The organism is Cytobacillus oceanisediminis (assembly GCF_022811925.1).
Classification (GTDB): Bacteria; Bacillota; Bacilli; order Bacillales; family Cytobacillaceae; genus Cytobacillus; species Cytobacillus oceanisediminis_D.
Genome location: NZ_CP065511.1, coordinates 2,335,350 through 2,354,438 on the forward strand (window position 1 = coordinate 2,335,350; position 19,089 = coordinate 2,354,438).

Sequence of the window (19,089 nt, forward strand, 5' to 3'; positions counted from 1 at the left end):
TTAAATTCAAAAAATTCCGGCGATTGCTGCAGGAAGTTACAGCCTAGAGGTGTGTTTTGTGGTTAGATTAAAGGATATTGCGGAGTATGTTGGAGTTTCTATTTCTACTGTTTCCAGAGTCATTCAGAATGACCAGACACGGAATGTTAACCAGGAAACGAGAAATAAAATCTGGCAGGCTGTCAAAGAGCTGGGGTATACACCCAATCAGCATGCAAGAAATCTGGTTAGCAACAGACAAAATAAAAGTGATGCCAGAACAATGAAAATTGGCTGGGTTGCCAATCCTACACAGGCTGAAATAAATCCATACTTTTCTAATATCTATACTGGTATTCGTGATACTTTAACAGAAAATGATTATACATTAATAAGTATTACGAAGGATGAGATTGAAAATGAGGCACTTCTTCTCAAGACAATTCATGATCTCGGGATTGAAGGACTGCTGCTGATCGACAGTATTGATGAGAGCTTAGTTGATTACATACAGAAAACGATCCCTGTTGTGGGACTTGACTTCTACTATTCCGATAAAGATATTGCCATTATAGATTATAACCGTGTGGCCGCATTGGAAAAAGTTGTACAGCATTTAGTGAATCTGGGTCATCGTGATATTGGGTTTATCGGCGGGGGAATTAATGAAGCCTTCCAGGACTTAAATGAAGAATTACGATTTAAAGGTTATCAATCTGCTATGAAAGAAGCAGACCTTTCTATTCGAGATGAATGGGTTATCAATACCAGATGGAAAATGGAAAACAGTTATGAGGGAATGAATCAGCTCATTAAAAGCAGTTCTGGAGACTTGCCGACAGCTATGGTTTGTGCAAGTGATTTAATGGCTCTGGCTGCAATGAGAGCAGTTATAGAAAATCAGCTGAGAATCCCCGAAGATATTGCTTTCTTTGGAGTGGATAATATTGAAATGGGGAAATATTCATCACCGCCGCTTTCAACAGTAGAAATCCCCAAATATGAAATGGGAAAAATGGCCGCGAAAACGATTATGGAAATGGTAGAGGAAAAAGTAGTTCTGCCAATCAAAATTATTTTACCATTTGAGTTAGTTATTCGTGAATCATCTTCTAAAAAACGGACCTAAGCGGTTCTTTTTTTAAAAACGTTTGGAAAACGTTTGGATTAATTACGGAAATTTTCCGGATTTATTTGGCTCAATAGAGAGGAGAAATTAACATGAAGACAATGACAGCGCTCCTTATAGGAGCTGGAGACAGAGGGGCGAGAGCATATGCACCATATGCGCTGGATTATCCGCATGAATTAAAGATTGTTGCTGTTGCAGAACCGAATAAGGAAAGGAGAGGGAGAATACAGCAAGAACATCAAATTCCAAATGAAAATTGCTATGAGTCATGGGAAGAGATCTCACAGCTGGACAAACAAATTGCTGATATTGCCATTATCTGCACCCTGGATAGAAATCACTTCAAAGTGACCATGAGAGCTTTAGAGCAAGGGTATCATGTCCTCCTGGAAAAACCAATGTCACCAGACCCCTTAGAATGTATATTAATGGAACAGCAAGCCAAAACATATAACCGGCAGCTGACCATCTGCCATGTGCTCAGGTATACCGACTTTTGGAAAGCTATTAAAAAGGTAATTTCCAGAGGGGGGATCGGTGATGTTGTATCTCTTCAATTAAATGAAAATGTTGAAGTTATGCATATGTCACACAGCTTTGTAAGAGGTAATTGGAATAACAAAGAAAAATCAAGTCCAATGATCCTTCAGAAGTCCTGTCATGACATGGATATCATTTCATATGTACTGGGAAAACCATGTAAAAGACTAAGTTCGTATGGATCCCTGATGCATTTTAAAGCGGAAAATGCCCCGGTAGGAGCCCCGCTGCGATGCTTGGATGGATGTCCTGCCGAGCTTGAGTGTCCATTCCATGCAGGACGGTATTATCTCGGTGAAGGAAGAGGCTGGGCAAAAAAATTCACAGAAGACTATACAAATGAAGGCATAATTGAAGCTTTGAATAAAACCCCTTATGGAAAGTGTGTATATCGTTCAGATAATAATGTTGTTGACCATCAGGTTGTCAATATGGAATTTGAGGAAGGAGCAACCGCTACCTTCAGCATGTGCGGTTTTACAAGAGAACAAACTCGAATCGTTCAAATAATGGGATCCAAAGGTGAAATCCGCGGAAACATGGTAGAAAATAAAATCTCAATTTTTGATTTCCTAACCAGGCAGGAAACAGTGATTAATTTTGATCAGCCAGTAGGCGGGCATGGCGGTGGAGACCGCGGAATTATGAGACTATTCCTGGAAGAAGTCCGGAATGGCAATAAAGAGGACAGTGTTTCTTCTGTTTCCGCATCTGTAAGAAGTCATCTAATGGCATTTGCGGCCGAAGAGTCACGGTTAAACCAGGGTCAGTCTATCAATATAGATGAATATTATCATGGTTTAGTTGGGAATATTCAAGTTTAAAAGTTTGTAAACACAGCTCTTTAAGCAGTGTTGCAATATATTTGACCAGCTAAGATTATATCTTAATGCAAAAACATGAGTGTTTGGAAAACGTTATCCAAGGAGGTGGTAAACGTTATAAATAACTCATCGTCCATAACATTTTTATTCATCTAGAGATAAACCCCTTATGTTTTGAGTTAGACAAACAAATAACTTTAGGAAAGAAGGGAAATGGGATGAAGAAATGGATCATCATGCTATTAACCGTTGTATTAGGTGTGATTGGCCTATCAGGCTGCAGTGATAGTGATACAGCATCCGGCGGAGATAAAGATGGCAAGGTTGAGATTACGTATGGATTCTGGGATAAAAAGCAGGTTCCTGCGATTGAAGAAATTATTAAGTTATTTAATGAAAAATATCCGGATATTCAAGTGAAAACAGAAATCACACCTTATGGCCAATACTTTCAAAAGCTCGAAACAGCGGCAACGGGCGGTGCTTTGCCAGATGTTTTATGGATGAATGGTGCACACGTTGTTCAGTATGCCAAAGGGAAGGTCATTCTTCCATTAAGTGAAATGGCGGAAAAGGACAACTATAGCTTAGATAATTATCCGGAATCATTGATTGATCTGTACACGGTAGATGGAAATATTTATGGGATTCCAAAAGATTACGATACAACTGGGCTATGGTATAACAAGAAAATCTTTGATGAAGCCGGAGTAGCCTACCCGGATGAAACATGGGATTGGGAAAAATTAAAGGAAGCTGCGAAACAGCTGAATGACCAAGAAAAAGGAATTTGGGGCTATGCGGCATTAATGGGCAATCAAGGCGGATATTATGATTTCATCTGGCAGAATGGCGGCTATATCATTTCTGAGGATGGCAAGTCCGCAGGGTTCGACAAACCTGAAGCAATCGAGGCATTAGAATATAATGTCAGCTTTATTAAAGAAGGACTCTCTCCAACTCAAGCGCAGATGACCGAAACGGCTGCTTCTGAATTATTCTCATCTGGAAAGATAGCGATGATGTTTGATGGTCCTTGGATGGTTCCTGAATATAAGAAAAATCCCGATTTAGATGTAGCGGTGGTTCCACAAGGGAAAAAACGTGCCGTTTCTATTCACGGGCTTTCCAATGTAATATCTTCGAATACAAAACATAAAGAAGAAGCTTGGAAGTTTGTTCAATTCCTTGGTTCCAAAGAAGCAGCAGAAGTTTTTGCCAAAACGGGAACCGTCATTCCGGCATTTAATGGTACACAGGATGCATGGAAAGAATCAGTCCCTAATTTAAATCTTCAGGCATTTATTGATGGAGCCGAATATTCAGTGCCTCTGCCAAGTGTGGAAAACACCGGGGAAATCTGGCAGTACGAAACAGATGTACTAAAAAAGGCCTGGAGTGAGGAAATAAGTATTGAAGAAGCAGCAGAAGAGCTGACAAAGAAAGCAAATGAGGCATTGTCCAAGTAATTACTAATTGAAGAGAAGAATTTTGCTATTCTTCTCTTCCATTTATATAAGGAGGGATGACTTTGAAGGAAGTACCTCTTCAGACAGAAGTAAAATCAGCCAAAAGGATAAAAGTTTCGAGCCTCGCCAAAACAAGGAAGCGTTCAGACTATTTTTGGGCTTATCTTATGATTGCACCTACAATGCTGGGACTGTTTATTTTTTATCTCTGGCCCATTGTTCAGAATTTTTACTTTAGCTTCACCGAATGGGGTGCATTTGGACAGTATGAGTGGACAGGCTTAGACAATTATAAGAGATTGCTTGAGGATGCAACTCTCCTGCAAGCATTTAAAAACACAAGCATCTATATCATTTTTACTGTACCGATTGGAATTTTCCTGTCCATTATTGTGGCTGTTCTTTTAAATCAGAATATCAAAGGTAAATCTATTTACCGGACTTTGTATTTTTTACCAGTCATCACTATGCCAGCAGCCATTGCGATGGTCTGGAAATGGCTGTATAACGCAGACTACGGGATGTTTAATTATTTATTATCCTTGGTCGGAATTGAAGGGCCGCAATGGGTAAGTGATCCTAAAATTGCTTTATATTCGATCATTGCGGTAGCGATTTGGAGCGGTATTGGCTACAATATGGTCATTTTCCTTTCAGGGCTGCAAGGCATTCCAAAGATGTATTATGAGGCAGCAGAAATAGATGGGGCAGGTCCTGTCACCGTGTTTTTTAAAATTACACTGCCACTGCTTTCACCGGTTATTTTCTTTGTGTCCATTATGTCACTGATAGGTGCCTTTCAAGTATTCGACTTGATTTTCATGATGATTGGAAAAAGCAGCACGGCGCTTGAAAGTACACAGTCCATTGTTTATTTGTTCTATCAGCATGCATTTGTACTAAACGATAAAGGATATGCAGCGGCTATTGCAGTTCTTTTATTAGCGGTCATTTTAATAATTACAGCCATCCAGATGGTTCTTCAGAAAAAGTGGGTTCATTATGATTAAAGGGAGTGATGCCGATGGACAGAGCACTTAAGCTTTTTACAAGTAGAACATTCCTTTTCCATTTCATCCTGATTATTGGGGCTGCAGCAATGGTTCTGCCTTTCTTATGGATGATCCTTACCTCGTTAAAGACGTATGCTGAATCGATTCAAGTACCCCCGGTTTTGATTCCCGAAGATTTTCAGTGGGGAAATTATAAAGAGGTATTTGGACTCCTGCCCTTTTTCAAATTTATGTACAATACCGTAATTATTACAGTTCTTCGGACAGCCGGCCAATTGTTCCTATGTTCATTAGCTGCATATGCCTTTGCCAGAATTGAATTTCCGGGGAGAAACATTCTGTTTTTGTTAGCGCTTACTGTTTTAATGGTGCCTGGGCAAGTTTTCCTGTTGCCGCAATATATGATTATGGTGAAATTAGGCTGGCTCAATTCCCTGCAGGCAGTCATTGTACCAGGGTTGTTCAGCGCGTTTGGCACGTTTCTATTGCGGCAGTTTTTCATGGGACTGCCCAAAGAATTGGAGGAGGCAGCCAGACTTGATGGCTGCAACCATTTTCAAATTTATTGGAAGGTGATGCTCCCGCTTGCAAAGCCGGGTTTAATCGCTCTTGGGATCTTTACAACGCTCTGGAGCTGGAATGAATTGATGTGGCCGATGATTGTCAATAGTTCTCCTGAGTCTATGACTCTATCAGTGGGATTATCCTCACTTCAGGGGCAATTTTTGACCAATTACCCAATTCTAATGGCTGGATCTTTCTTAGCCATCCTGCCAATGCTGATATTGTTTATCTTCCTGCAGAAGCAGTTTATTGAAGGTATTGCTGTTACGGGAGGGAAATAAGGGGGCATATTAGCTATTAGATCTTAGAAGCTTAACCGTACAAGCTATCCTCATTTTTTTTATCTCTAGGATGGGTTTTGGAAGCATTTAAATAAAATGTGCTTATGGTTGATAAGACAGTTTGCCTAATCTGTGGAAATAATTACTGTAAAAACATAAACATACAAAAAAGTTTTTGTCGAAAAAGAGTAAAGAAAAAACAATGTTGTTGGGTTGACACGTTAACAGGTAATGGTATAATTTAATTAAATTTTCGAACAATAGGTTTCCTAAAGCATAAACACGGAGGAATTTAGTTAAATGAAACATTTGCAGCACAATAGTATTATTCCGCTTTATCATCAACTTAAAGAGATTTTAAGGGAATCGGTTGACAATGGCAACTGGAATACAGGAGATAAAGTTCCTTCTGAGAATCAATTAATGGATGAGTATGGAGTAAGCAGGAATACAGTAAAAAAAGCGATCGAAGAACTTGTTCAGGATGGGGTTTTGTACAGAATTCAAGGTAAAGGCACGTTTGTATCAAAGCCAAAGTTTCAGCAGCCTCTAATGGGTTTCTATAGTTTTAGCAAAGTGCTTAAAGAACATGGAATGAATCCAAAAGATATTATTTTAGAAATTCGTGAAGTCAAGCCGACTGCAAAAATTAAAGAAGGGCTGCAAATGATAGGTGATGAAGGTGTCATTGAATTAAAGCGGTTGAGATGTGCGAATAATGAACCCATAATTCTTGAATCATCCTTTTTTACGAAAAAAACTGTCCCTGATATGTCCAAATTAAATGAAATTGGTCCAATTTCGTTATATGATTTGCTCGAACAGCAATTCAATGTTGTCATCACACGTGCCAAAGAAGCCTTTGAGCCTGTTTTAATCCGTGCTGATGAAAGCGAGCATCTTCAGACCAAGGAAGGTCTCCCGGCTTTATTGCTGGAAAGGACAGCATTTGATAAAGAGGGAAACCCTGTTGAGTTTTGCCGATCTATTGTACGTGGGGATCGCTGCCGTTTTTATACAGAACTAACATAACTGATTTTAATGACTCATAGTTTCAAGGCTATGAGTTAAATATTCTTTTAACTTGTACCAACAACCCCACTACCCGTTGACTGTTAATAATTAATGCTAAAAATAGCCGAGAAGAACATATAGAAAGGAGAAGGAGTAATGACAGCATTAGTAGCCGACATAGGCGGTACAAAAATTGCTTCTGCCTTGGTTTCTAATAAAGAAAAGTCTTTAAAACATCGAATGCAGGCTGATAGTGTATCACTTGATGCAAATGCGCTATTTGATTGTATAATCGCCATTTTTTTTAAAATCTTGGAAAAGGAGAAAATAAAATCTGATGAAGTTAAGTTCATCGGATTGGGGATTCCAGGCAAGGTGGACTCGGTAAATGGTCTTGCTGTTTATCAAAATAATCTTCCGTGGAGGAATTTTCCACTTAAAAACAAAATCGAAAAATACTTTCCTAATGCAGAAATAGCGATGGATAACGATGTTTATATGGCAGCTTATGGCGAATGGATTGAATGGAAGATGGAAAAGGAAACCTTTGCATATGTAACGGTTAGCACTGGTATTTCCGCATGTCTTTTATCAGAAGGCAAGTTTCTGCGTGGAGCTGGAATTGCTGGCGAAATCGGTCTGACTCTTTTAGAGAATGGTGATGATCTCAAAAGTTTAGAGAATCTTGCATCCGGAACTGCTATTAGGGAAAGTGCGAAGAAATTGTTAAATCCGCAATTAACCTCAGCTGGTGTTATGGATCTTTATTATCGGAAAGACCCTATGGCAGAGAAAATAATTCAGAGAGCTGCAAAGTGCATAGCAAGAGGATTACATCAAATTTTTACTTTAATTGATCCTCATTTAGTGGTGATGGGTGGAGGCGTTATTATTAACCAGCCTGAATTCTTATCTCTTATTAAACAGGAACTAAAACACATGGTGCAAAATCCGCTTCAAAAAGGGATTGAGGAAAGGATTCAGTTAAGCAAGTTAAAAGGTGATGCTGGATTATTTGGATGCCTTTATACAGCTGAGAGACAAAGATTGGAAAAGAATCCATCATAACAAAGTAATAGATAACTAGAACGGAGTGAAAAACTATGAGTTTTGTGAAAAGTTTAAATGATGAAGAAATAAAAGGGGCTAGACACACTGTAAAAGAGATTTGTCAACAACCAGATCTTTGGCTTCAGACAGTTGGAATTTTTGAAAAACAAAAAGTGGAAATTGAGGATTTTATCAGCGAAAAGATACATTCCAACAAGGCACGGATTATTTTTACTGGTGCAGGGACATCTGCATATGTAGGGGATACTTTATCGCCTGTGTTGAGAAAAGAACTCCCTAATCAAATTGACTCAATCTCGACTACCGATATTGTTACCAATCCTTTGAATTATTTTAAGAATGAAGTCCCCACCTTACTTGTCTCCTTTGCTAGAAGCGGAAATAGTCCTGAATCAGTTGCTACATACTTTTTAGCTAAGAAACTGATTAACAATATAAGCCAAATTATCATCACATGCAATCCTGAAGGACAGCTTGCAAAAGAAGCTGGAAAAGATGAGAATACCTTGGTCCTTCTAATGCCAGAAGAATCAAATGACCAGGGCTTTGCAATGACCAGCTCTTTTAGCTGTATGTACATATCCGCTCTCCTGACTTTCCAATTGGATCGATTGGAAGAGTTTAAGAGAAAAATAGAAGTAGTTTCTCAGAATGCAAAAAGAATATTAACCCAGCAATATAAAACGGTTAAGAATCTTGTCAGCCTCAATAAGAAGAGGGTTGTGTATCTTGGTTCGTCATCATTAAAAGGTTTGTCACAGGAGGCAAGCTTAAAGCATCTTGAACTTACATCAGGGAAAATACCAACTTTTCATGAATCGGTTCTTGGATTTAGACATGGTCCCAAGTCACTGGTTGATGACGAAACGCTGATTTTTGTTTTCCTATCCAATGATCCTTATACAAGGAAATACGAGATTGATTTATTAAAAGAGTTAAAGAATGACGGTGGCGGTAAAACTGTTGTGGCGGCTGCAAATACCAATAATGAAGAAATCGAAGAAATATGCGACTGCGCTTTTATTATTCCTCAGCAGGAGAATATTCACCTTGATGATCATCTGGTTGCTTTGAATTACTTAGTTATCGGTCAGTTATTTGCTTTGTTTAACTCCATCCACCTGGGCGTGACACCTGATAACCCTAGCCCAACCGGAATGGTTAATAGGGTAGTTAAAGGAGTTAACATATATAGCTATTAAAAAAATAGGGGGAATACAAAGTGCCAAATATTTTATTGACTCGAATTGATAACCGTCTTGTCCACGGTCAGGTAGGTGTAACCTGGGTTAATCACCTCGGGGCGAACCTAATTATTGTAGCCAATGATGAAGTAGCTGAAGATGAAGTCCAGCAGGATTTAATGGAAATGGTAGTCCCTGAAGCAATCGGTGTCCGTTTTTTCTCGATCCAGACAACTGCAGACATTATTCATGATGCATCTGAAGATCAATATATCTTCTTAGTTGCTAAAACTCCTCAGGATGTTCTGAGGCTAGTTGAAGGAGGTGTTCCGATCGACAAAGTGAATATTGGAAATATGCACTATTCTGAGGGGAAGACACAAATTTACTCGACCGTTTCTGTTGATGATGCTGACAAAGAAGCATTCCGAAAGCTAAAAGAACATGGTGTGAAACTCGAAGTGCGCCGTGTTCCTGATGAAAGGCCAGATAACATTTATAAATTCCTTTAAGGGAAAGGATGGTGTGAAGGATGGATCAGGAAATATTGCTTCAGGCATTGTTGATTGCCATTTGGGCAGGTATTGCCGGCATCGACTTGTTTAACGGTTTGTTTCACATTCACCGCCCCATTGTAACTGGAGTCATCGTTGGGTTAATTCTAGGCGATTTGCCTACTGGTGTGATGACCGGGGCTGCAATTGAATTAGTATGGGCAGGGATGGTACCGCTTGCAGGAGCTCAGCCTCCAAACGTTGTAATCGGTGGAATAATTGGTACAGCATTTGCGATTTTAACTGGGCAGGAGCCTCAGGTTGCGATAGGAGTTGCTGTTCCATTTGCCGTTGCAGTCCAGGCTTGTATCACCTTAATGTTTACGGCCTTTTCACCTGTCATGCATAAAGCTGACAAATATGCCGAAGAAGCAAATACAAAAGGAATCGACAGGATTAATTACCTGGGAATAGCAACTTTATTCGTTTTCTATTTTGTGGTTGCATTCCTTCCAATCTACTTTGGAGCTGATGCAGCCAAGAGTGTAGTCGAATCTCTTCCTGCCTGGATCATTGCAGGTCTCGGTACCGCTGGCGGTATGATGGCAGCCATTGGTTTTGCCATGCTGCTGAAAATTATGCTGAAGAAACAGTATATTGCCTATTTTATAGTTGGATTCATCCTTGTTACTTATTTACAAATGCCGATTATTGCTGTTGCGCTGATCGGTCTGGCAATTGCTATGTATGATTTTTATAAAACATCTGGCGGCCAGGGAGCTGCTATGAGGGGGGCGAGAGGCCGTGGCATCTGAAAATGCAGCGATTGAACCGGAAATTTCTGTTCAGGCAAACAATCCTGAGTTTTATGAAGATTCTTCAGCCGAACAGGTGATTACAAAAAAAGACCTCAACAAAATGGTCTGGCGCTCACTATTGCTTCAGGCATCTTTCAACTATGAAAGAATGCAGGCAGCAGGCTGGCTATACTCTATTCTTCCAGGGCTAAAGAAGATTCACAAAAATAAGCATGACCTTAGTGAATCAATGAAAAGCCATATGGAATTCTTTAATACCCATCCTTTTCTAGTAAACATCATTATGGGAATTGTCCTCGCAATGGAGGAAAGGAAACAAAATCGGAATACCATTCGTGCTATCCGCGTTGCCATGATGGGTCCCCTGGGTGGTATCGGGGATGCCTTGTTTTGGTTAACACTTCTGCCTATTTGTGTTGGTATAGGTGCTTCGCTCGGGGCAGATGGCAATCCAATGGGTGCACTTGTGTTCCTTATTTTATTCAATGTCGTCCATTTTGGACTGCGCTTCGGTCTTATGCGATATGGCTATAATGCTGGAACCAATGCCATCAGCTCATTAAAAGAAAACACGAAGAAAGTGTCTCATGCTGCCTCTATCGTTGGCTTGACAGTGGTAGGCGGGCTTATTGCCTCATTTGTGCAGTTAAAGGCAAATCTGGTCATTCATGCAGGCAAAGCTGAAATTGCCCTGCAGGAAGATTTGCTGGATAAAATCATGCCAAACATGCTGCCGTTAGGCTATACCTTATTAATGTATTACTTGCTAAAAAGAGGCCTGTCCCCTGTTATTTTAATTCTGATTACAGTTGTTATTGGCATTATTGGCAAGATACCATTCCCATTCGGCACTATTCTTTAAACGGGAGTAAGGAGGAAAAATAATGAACGGTTTAATTGTTTCAGGGCATGGTTCCTTTGCTGCAGGCCTTCACTCTTCAGTGAAGTTGATTGCAGGGGAACAGCCACGTGTAGAGTATGTTGATTTTTTAGAATCAGATTCTACATCAGATCTTGAAGTAAAGATAAAAGCAGCATTGGCAAACTTAAAGAGCTGCAATGGGGTACTCGTTCTGTGCGACCTTGTGGGAGGTTCGCCCTTTAAAACGGCTGTTTCTCTAACAAACGACAAACAGGATACTGCTGTTATTGGCGGGGCAAATCTGGCAATGGTTATGGAAACCGCCATCATGAAAGACAATGTCTCCATAGACGAACTAAAAGAAATGGCCATCACTTCAGGAAAAGAAGCGATAAAATGTTTCCAGAAATCAGGGCGTCAAAAGAGAGACGGGGCAGGTATTTAATGGAGGCTATTTTTGCAGACACAATTTATACCCCTAACCGCCGAATACATTCGGGATATGTTGTTTATGAGAATGGATTAATCAAGGATCTAACGAATGAGAAACCAGACTGTCAGATACATGATTTCTCGGGGTTTGCCGTTATCCCTGGGCTCATAGATATTCATATACATGGAATTTCAGGTAAAGACACAATGGATGCAACACCTGAAGCTTTGCAGGAGATTTCCTTATCTCTTGCAAGGCATGGTGTGACTTCTTTTTTGCCCACAACCCTAACGGACGATTTTGAGAAAGTAAAAGCTGCCGTTAGAGAGATTGGCAGACAAATTGGAAATACTGCTGGTGCAGAAATCATTGGTTCCTATGTTGAAGGACCATATATAACCCCTGAGCATAGAGGGGCGCATCCTGTGAAATACATGCGGGAAATAACAATTGAAGAACTCGATGAGTTGATAAAAGCTTCGCAAAATACGATAAAAATTCTAACGCTGGCGCCGGAGAAGACTATGGCTATAGAGGTTATTCCATATCTGAAGGATAAAGGAATCCTTGTCTCGATGGGACATACAAATGCAGACTATGAAACTGCCAATCTGGCTATTGAATACGGAGCAAATATTTCAGTTCATACGTTCAATGGTATGCGCGGATTCAGCCACCGTGATCCGGGAAGTCTTGGAGCATTCCTGACAAATGACAATAATTTTTGTGAGTTAATAGCTGATCTGGAACATGTCCATCCTGCAGGAATTAATCTGCTTTACAAAACCAAAGGAGCAGACAAAATTCTTTTGATTAGTGACTCCATGGTTGCTGCGGATTTACCGGATGGGGAGTATAAACTTGGAAGCCAATCTGTCAGAGTAAGAGAAGGTATTGCCAGAACATTGGAGACTGGATCCCTGGCAGGCAGTACGACAAATTTAATGAGGTGCATAAAAAACACCAAGGAAGTTCTTGGACTGCCGCTTGAGTGTATTTTGCCAATGGCTACAATAAATCAGGCTAAATTGCTCGGTATTGGGGAAGAAACCGGCACAATTGAAATTGGCAAGAAATTGAATGTTGCTGTAATAGATGAAGCATTCAATGTAAAAGCCACCTTTGTTAATGGAAAAGTTGTTTTTATGGAGGAGAAAAGAAAATGGGCAATAATAGAATTGTAAATACAGTTGAAATGTTCCAAAAAGCCTCGGAAGAAAAATACGCGATACCAGCGTTCAATATTCACAATCTTGAAACATTCCAGGTTGTTGTTGATACTGCTGCAGAGTTGAACTCTCCTGTAATCCTTGCAAGCACACCAGGAACAATTTCTTACTCCGGCGGTGACTATTTGGTGTCAATGGGAAGTGCTGCAGCAGAAAGATATGAGATCCCGATCGCACTCCATCTGGACCATTTTGAAAGTTTTGAAGAAATCAAGAAATATATAGATTTCGGTTTTAAGTCTGTGATGATAGATGCTTCCCATCATCCTTTCGATGAAAATGTCAAGATCGTAAAACAAGTGGTCGAGTATGCGCATGAGCATGGGGTTTCTGTCGAGGCTGAATTAGGACGTCTTGGCGGAGTGGAGGACGACCTCGTCGTTGATGAAAAGGATGCAAAATTTACTAATCCAGAACAAGCTAGAGAATTTATGGAATTAACTGGGGTTGACTCTTTAGCGGTTGCTATTGGTACTGCTCATGGCTTATACAAGGGAGAACCCAAAATCGACTTCGAGAGACTGGAAGATATCCATTCTGTGGTTAATATTCCTCTCGTACTTCACGGGGCTTCCGATATCCCAGATGCGATGGTAAAGCGAACAATAAAACTTGGTATTTGCAAGGTAAACATTGCAACAGATCTTAAAATTCCATTCTCCAATGCCGTAAAACAATACTTTATTGAAAATCCTGACGCAAATGACCCTCGAAAATACATGACACCAGGCAAGGAAGCCATGAAGGAAGTAGTGGTTGAAAAAATCCTGATGTGTGGCAGCAATGGAAAAGCCTAGCATTTTAACCGTTACCCTTAACCCCGCTATAGATACTGTCTATCGCCTGGAATACCTTAAGACTGGAAGCAGCACACGTACGAAAAACCCCCTCAAATCCGCTGGGGGGAAAGGACTGAATGTTACAAGGGTTTTGAGCATTCTTGGAGAACGTGTGACCGCAACCGGTTTTTTAGGCGGAAGTAACGGAACCTTTATTCGGAATGAACTGGCAAAGCTGGGTGTGCGTGATGAGTTTGTTCAGATTGCTGGTGAAACAAGGCAATGTCTGGCCTTCATTGACAGCAGAAATAACCAAACAGAAGTTCTTGAGGAAGGGCCTTTTATTTCCAACGTAGAGCAGGAAGAGTTAAGGCAGCGCTTGCGTATCTTAATACCGGAAGCTCAAATCCTAATAGTAAGTGGTTCCCTGCCCTTTGGAGTATCGTCCAGTCTCTATCAATGGATGATAAGGGAAGCTAAAAATCATGGAGTCAAAGTTCTTCTGGATACAAGCGGGGAGGCACTAGCCGAATCCTTGCTTCTTGGCCCCTATTTAATCAAACCTAATCGCGAGGAACTTGAAGGGATTCTTGGCCGTTCTTGCCAGCGAGAAGAAGAAATCTGGAAAGCGATGGAGAAGATCGCTGAGAATGGCATAGAGGTTGTAATTGTTTCAGATGGTGAAAGGGGATCCCTAGTTTATTATAAAGGTGAAAAGCTGAAAGTAATAACTGCAGAAATTCGAGCAGTCAGCGCTGTGGGATCTGGAGATTCTTTCGTTGCAGGTTTTGCCACTGGACTTTCAAAAGGATATTCTCTTAGGGATACTCTGGTCCTGGCTTCTGCTTGCGGTGCAGCAAATGCACTGGAAGAAAGGACTGGATATATAAATCTACAAAACTTGAATACGTTGATTGAACAAATCTCAATAAACTCAACTTGGTCAGGCAGTTTATAAAATTTTTCAAAAGATCGCGGAGGTGCCGGATATTGTTAAGAAAGCGAAATAAACTGAAAAGATTTGCCTCTATATTTCTTTCATTCCTATTGGTCATATCGCTTATTCCAGTCAATGCAGCTGATGCTGAAGAAACTTCAAATACTTCTTCCATCGGCAAAGTTAGCGGGATACAAAAAGAAGGCAGTGATATTTATCTTGATTTCTCTTCTGGACAAGGAATTAAATTAAGCTTTCTGAAAGACAATGTTTTTAGGCTTCACCTGGATCCGAGCAGTGAATTTCCTGAATACCCAACACCAAACAAGCCTGACCATGTGACTAAAATCGTGGATAAAGATAAAAACGACTACCAAAAAGAATATGGAACCGTAAACGTAAAGGTAAAAGAAGATTCCGATTTTTTTAGGATATATACAAAGGTATTGGAACTGAAAATTTCCAAAACGGACTCAAGAATGAGCCTGATCAATAAACATAATAACAAGGTCATCTGGAGTGAAAAGGAGCCGCTTTCTCTTGAAGCGAATAGAGCCGTACAGACGCTAAATGCCAATGATGATGAATATTTCTTTGGTGGAGGCCAGCAAAACGGCTATTACTCCCACAAAAACAACAAAATTAATATCGCCATCGGAGGCGGATGGGATGCAGGTGCAGCATCAAGTCCTGTTCCATTTTACTTGAGCACTGAAGGATATGGAGTGATGCGAAATACGTTTAAACCAGGTGTATATGACTTTTCCAAGACGGCAACGTTCTCCCATCAGGAAAATCGCTTTGACGCTTATTATTTTGTAGAAGATTCCATTCCGGAAATTATCAATGAATATACCGAGCTGACAGGAAAGGCAGCATTAATGCCAGAATATGCCTTTTATTTAGGGCATGCTGATTGTTTTAATGGCACTCATAACGGCCATAAAGATCAGAGGACCCTGCTTGGTAAAGGCTTGGATACGTTAAATCAATATGTCACAAAGGATATGCCGCTCGGATGGTTTTTGCCGAATGATGGCTATGGATGCGGATATGGAGGGTTGGATAATTTAGGGGAATTTGCAGATGAAGCAAATGCCAAGGATGTGGAAGTAGGCCTATGGACACAAAGCAATTTATATCCAGACCCGAACCTGCCTGAGGACAGCCCATTACGCAGGGATCTTGATGGTGAGGTCAAGGCAGGAGTAAGAGCTATTAAAACGGATGTTGCATGGGTTGGACAGGGCTATTCCATGGCTCTTAACGCAACACGTCAGGCTGCAGAAGGAATCGAAAAGCAAGAGAATTCAGGCGGAGCACGCCCGTTTGTGATTAGTCTTGATGGATGGGCTGGCACCCAGCGTTACGCTACCCTTTGGTCTGGTGACCAGTATGGAGGGGAGTGGGAATACATTCGCATGCATATCCCAACTTACATTGGAGCGGGCTTATCCGGCAATCCGAATGTTGGATCGGATATGGATGGCATTTTCGGAGGCGATCCGGACATCCAGACAAGAGATTTCCAATGGAAGGCTTTCTCGCCAATTCAAATTGATATGGATGGATGGGCTTCATCCGGAAGCGATTACAGCAAATCAAAAAATCCATGGAATTATGGCGAACCATATACTTCCATAAACCGCATGTATCTGAAACTAAAAGCGCAAATGATGCCTTATATCTATACGATTGCAGAAGAATCAACCTCCACTTCTATGCCTTCTGTTCGGGGAATGATGCTGGAGTATCCAAAAGATCCATTTACGTATGGCACGGATACACAGTATCAATATATGTGGGGGCCCAATTTGCTGATAGCTCCTGTCTATAATGAAAAGGATCACGCAGCAGGCGTAAGAAACGGAATTTACTTGCCGGATTCTAAACAGGTTTGGATTGATTATTTTACAGGCGAGCAATATCAAGGCGGAGCTGTTCTCAATAATTTTGATGCGCCATTGTGGAAGACGCCAGTATTCGTGAAGAATGGTGCAATCATACCAATGGCTCCTGAAAACAACTCGATTAATGAGCTGGATGGATCTGAAGCTCGAATTTTTGATGTATATCCAGCTGAGAAATCTGAATTTACTCTTTATGAGGATGACGGTAAATCAACTGAATACAAATCTGGGAAGAATACAAAAACCAAGATTTCATCTGTAGTCGCAAATGATAAAGTAAAAATTACCGTTCACAAAGCAAAAGGAAAAGGCTACAAAGGAATGGTCAAGGAAAGAGGAACCGAATTCCTTGTAAATACACGCAAGCAGCCTGAATCTGTAAATGTAAAGGTTGGCGGCAAAAATATCAAATTGCGAAAAGCTTTAACAGAGGAAGAATACAGACGATCGGAAAATGTTTATTTGTACAATGAAAGTCCGGATCTTAATAAATATTCAACGGAAGACTCTGAGTTCGCCAAAACAAAGGTGACCACTGCTCCGAAGTTATTTGTAAAGATTGGGAAAACGGATATAACCAAGAATCAAGTGATGCTTACGGTAAATGGATTTAACAACACGCAAGAGAAAGAAATAAAGGATACAGAAGTACCTGATGTGCCTTCTGGACTCGGAGCCGCAGATGAAAATATTACAGATAAAAGCATAAAACTTAACTGGAATAAAGTTGAAGGTGAAAATCTTTCCTATGACCTTAAAATTAATGGAATAGTATACAAAAATGTTTATTTGGAAAAAGAAGAAACTGAGAAGCCGTTTTTCGAGCACGATGGTCTAAACTTTGACACAGAATACAGATATAGTATCCGGGCAGTTAATACAAAGGGTGCATCAGACTGGAGTGATGAAATAGCTGTAAAAACAAAGCTTGATCGATTCAGAAACGTTCCGAAGAATATGACAGCTAGTGCCTCAAGCAATCAGCCTGGGAGCGAAGCATCTAGAGCTGTAGACGGAGATGAGAAAACACAATGGCATACAGCTTGGGGTACAGGAAACGTTCTTCCTCATACGTTTGAGATTGATATGAAGCTTGCCTATCAATTAGATAAGCTGGAGTATGTGCCTAGACCTGATGCAGGGAATGGAACAATTCTTAAGTATGACCTGGATGTCAGTCTTGATGGTAAGACATACAAAAATGTTATTACCGATGGGACCTTTATTAGGAGCAATGAGACAAAGACCATTCTATTCAATGAACAGGTAACTGCACGGTATATCAAATTAACGATTAAGGATGCAGTAGGGAAATTCGGATCTGCACAGGAATTCAGGCCTTACAAAAAGGATAAAACTGAAGGAATTGTAGTCGGTGAAAACATACCTAATGGTGCCATCGACGAGGAAGACCTGCTTTTCTTTGCCAGTTATATGGGTGTGGACACCACAGATACTTCTTGGGATCAGGTGTCTAAAGTTGATATTAACTATAATGGCGTGATTGATTCTTATGATTTAATGTATGTAGCTGGACAACTTGGTGAGACACAGCTGCAGCCAACTAATCGTCCTGTAGCTGGATTGCTGAGCATTCGGCCTGATAAGCAGCAATTAAAAGCAGGTGAAGAGTTTACAGTCGAAGTTATCGGTGCAGGGCTGAAGGATATTAATGCTTTTAACCTTGAACTTGAAATAGATCCAAATAAGTATGACATCGTTAAAGAGTGTGAGGAAGAAACTGGCTGCGGCGAAAGAATTGTCAATTCTTCTAACACTACCCGGGATATGTTGAATTTTTCAATACTCGCAGGGATTGGCAATGATAAGCAACGAATTATGGCTGCTTTTTCAAATAAAGGCTCTCTAGAGACACTAGAAGGCACATCTACACTGGCCGCCATTAAGCTGAAAGCAAAGAAAGATTTGGAGTTTGATATTCCGATTACTAGATCCTTGCTTGTAAATACGAGTTTTGATGCCATCGATAAAATCGGCCATGTTTTAAAGCCTGGAGAAGAGCCTAGCGAAGTCGAGCAGCCTGAAGAGCCGAAGGAACTGCTTTTGACAGCAAGGGATATCGTCGTATCTGGTGAAGCGGATAAAATGCAGGATGGAGCTGAGGCATTTCCTCGATTGATTGACGGTGAAATAAGTGAATCTTCCCTTGCTGAGTTAAAGTGGAGCATCACGGAAGCCGATGGTATTTCTCTGCCATTAGAAGTTGATTTTAGCTTTAAAAGTCCTACAGTACTTACGAGATTTGAGGTATTCAACAGGCCGTTGTATACCAATGGAAAAATCAAAGTTCTCCGTGCAAAAGCTTATGATGAAGAGGGGAATGAGTACGATTTGGGAGAAAAGGAAGTCCTCTCAACAGATAAATCTGTAACCTACCATTTATCTGAATATACTCAAATTCCAGATGGGAAAAAGCTTGCCAAAGTGAAAATTATTTTTGAAGAATCTCATAGCGGACAGCTTATGCTTTCGGTTTCAGAAGTGCAATTCTGGAAGAGAAACGTCGCCAATTGAGAGCAATTATAAAAGAATTGA

General features: G+C 40.5%; 16 protein-coding genes. All 16 read left to right on the forward strand.

All coding sequences use genetic code 11. From position 1 onward, the window contains the following. The first annotated feature begins 58 nt into the window (after positions 1–58). The 16 genes from IRB79_RS11920 (at position 59) to IRB79_RS11995 (ending at position 19,068) form a co-directional block, all read left to right on the forward strand. Entirely contained in the window at positions 59–1,108 is a 1,050-nt protein-coding gene (locus IRB79_RS11920) for a LacI family DNA-binding transcriptional regulator (protein WP_243508611.1), read from the forward strand. Between the two features lie 92 nt (positions 1,109–1,200). Next, positions 1,201–2,475: a Gfo/Idh/MocA family protein gene (locus IRB79_RS11925; protein ID WP_243508612.1), complete on the forward strand. Its 1,275-nt coding sequence runs from the start codon at positions 1,201–1,203 to the stop codon at positions 2,473–2,475. Positions 2,476–2,693: 218 nt separating this feature from the next. Beyond that, positions 2,694–3,944 carry an ABC transporter substrate-binding protein gene (locus tag IRB79_RS11930; RefSeq protein ID WP_243508613.1) on the forward strand — a complete coding sequence of 417 codons (1,251 nt, stop codon included), beginning with the start codon at positions 2,694–2,696 and terminating at the stop codon, positions 3,942–3,944. A gap of 56 nt (positions 3,945–4,000) precedes the next feature. After that, the gene (locus IRB79_RS11935) at positions 4,001–4,954 is read left to right on the forward strand and encodes a carbohydrate ABC transporter permease (protein ID WP_404324006.1); all 954 of its coding nucleotides are present in this window, start codon (positions 4,001–4,003) and stop codon (positions 4,952–4,954) included. Between the two features lie 14 nt (positions 4,955–4,968). Next, a complete protein-coding gene (locus IRB79_RS11940; protein WP_243508614.1) occupies positions 4,969–5,802 on the forward strand; it encodes a carbohydrate ABC transporter permease in 834 nt (277 codons plus the stop codon). Positions 5,803–6,102: 300 nt separating this feature from the next. Continuing rightward, complete coding sequence (locus IRB79_RS11945) at positions 6,103–6,834, forward strand: GntR family transcriptional regulator (protein WP_243508615.1); 732 nt, start codon at positions 6,103–6,105, stop codon at positions 6,832–6,834. Positions 6,835–6,972: 138 nt separating this feature from the next. Then, positions 6,973–7,884, forward strand: a complete 912-nt coding sequence (locus IRB79_RS11950; protein WP_243508616.1) for an ROK family protein — start codon at positions 6,973–6,975, stop codon at positions 7,882–7,884. Between the two features lie 35 nt (positions 7,885–7,919). Then, positions 7,920–9,089, forward strand: a complete 1,170-nt coding sequence (locus tag IRB79_RS11955; RefSeq protein WP_243508617.1) for an SIS domain-containing protein — start codon at positions 7,920–7,922, stop codon at positions 9,087–9,089. 20 nt (positions 9,090–9,109) lie between these two features. Continuing rightward, entirely contained in the window at positions 9,110–9,583 is a 474-nt protein-coding gene (gene agaV, locus IRB79_RS11960) for a PTS N-acetylgalactosamine transporter subunit IIB (RefSeq protein WP_243508618.1), read from the forward strand. A 20-nt stretch (positions 9,584–9,603) separates the two neighbouring features. Further along, entirely contained in the window at positions 9,604–10,380 is a 777-nt protein-coding gene (agaW, locus tag IRB79_RS11965; RefSeq protein ID WP_163141513.1) for a PTS N-acetylgalactosamine transporter subunit IIC, read from the forward strand. Beyond that, positions 10,370–11,245, forward strand: a complete 876-nt coding sequence (locus IRB79_RS11970; RefSeq protein ID WP_243508619.1) for a PTS system mannose/fructose/sorbose family transporter subunit IID — start codon at positions 10,370–10,372, stop codon at positions 11,243–11,245. The genes agaW and IRB79_RS11970 overlap by 11 nt, the downstream gene beginning before the upstream one ends. Positions 11,246–11,267: 22 nt before the next feature. Next, positions 11,268–11,690 (forward strand): PTS galactosamine/N-acetylgalactosamine transporter subunit IIA, encoded by a 423-nt coding sequence (agaF, locus tag IRB79_RS11975; RefSeq protein ID WP_243508620.1) that lies wholly within the window; start codon positions 11,268–11,270, stop codon positions 11,688–11,690. Beyond that, positions 11,690–12,862, forward strand: coding sequence for an N-acetylglucosamine-6-phosphate deacetylase (gene nagA, locus IRB79_RS11980; protein ID WP_243508621.1), 1,173 nt, complete (start codon positions 11,690–11,692; stop codon positions 12,860–12,862). The genes agaF and nagA overlap by 1 nt, the downstream gene beginning before the upstream one ends. Then, complete coding sequence (locus IRB79_RS11985; RefSeq protein WP_243508622.1) at positions 12,841–13,704, forward strand: tagatose bisphosphate family class II aldolase; 864 nt, start codon at positions 12,841–12,843, stop codon at positions 13,702–13,704. Before nagA ends, IRB79_RS11985 begins: the two co-directional genes overlap by 22 nt. Beyond that, positions 13,691–14,644: a 1-phosphofructokinase gene (gene pfkB / locus IRB79_RS11990; RefSeq protein WP_243508623.1), complete on the forward strand. Its 954-nt coding sequence runs from the start codon at positions 13,691–13,693 to the stop codon at positions 14,642–14,644. The genes IRB79_RS11985 and pfkB overlap by 14 nt, the downstream gene beginning before the upstream one ends. A 32-nt stretch (positions 14,645–14,676) precedes the next feature. Continuing rightward, positions 14,677–19,068 (forward strand): TIM-barrel domain-containing protein, encoded by a 4,392-nt coding sequence (locus tag IRB79_RS11995; RefSeq protein ID WP_243508624.1) that lies wholly within the window; start codon positions 14,677–14,679, stop codon positions 19,066–19,068. Positions 19,069–19,089 lie beyond the last annotated feature (21 nt).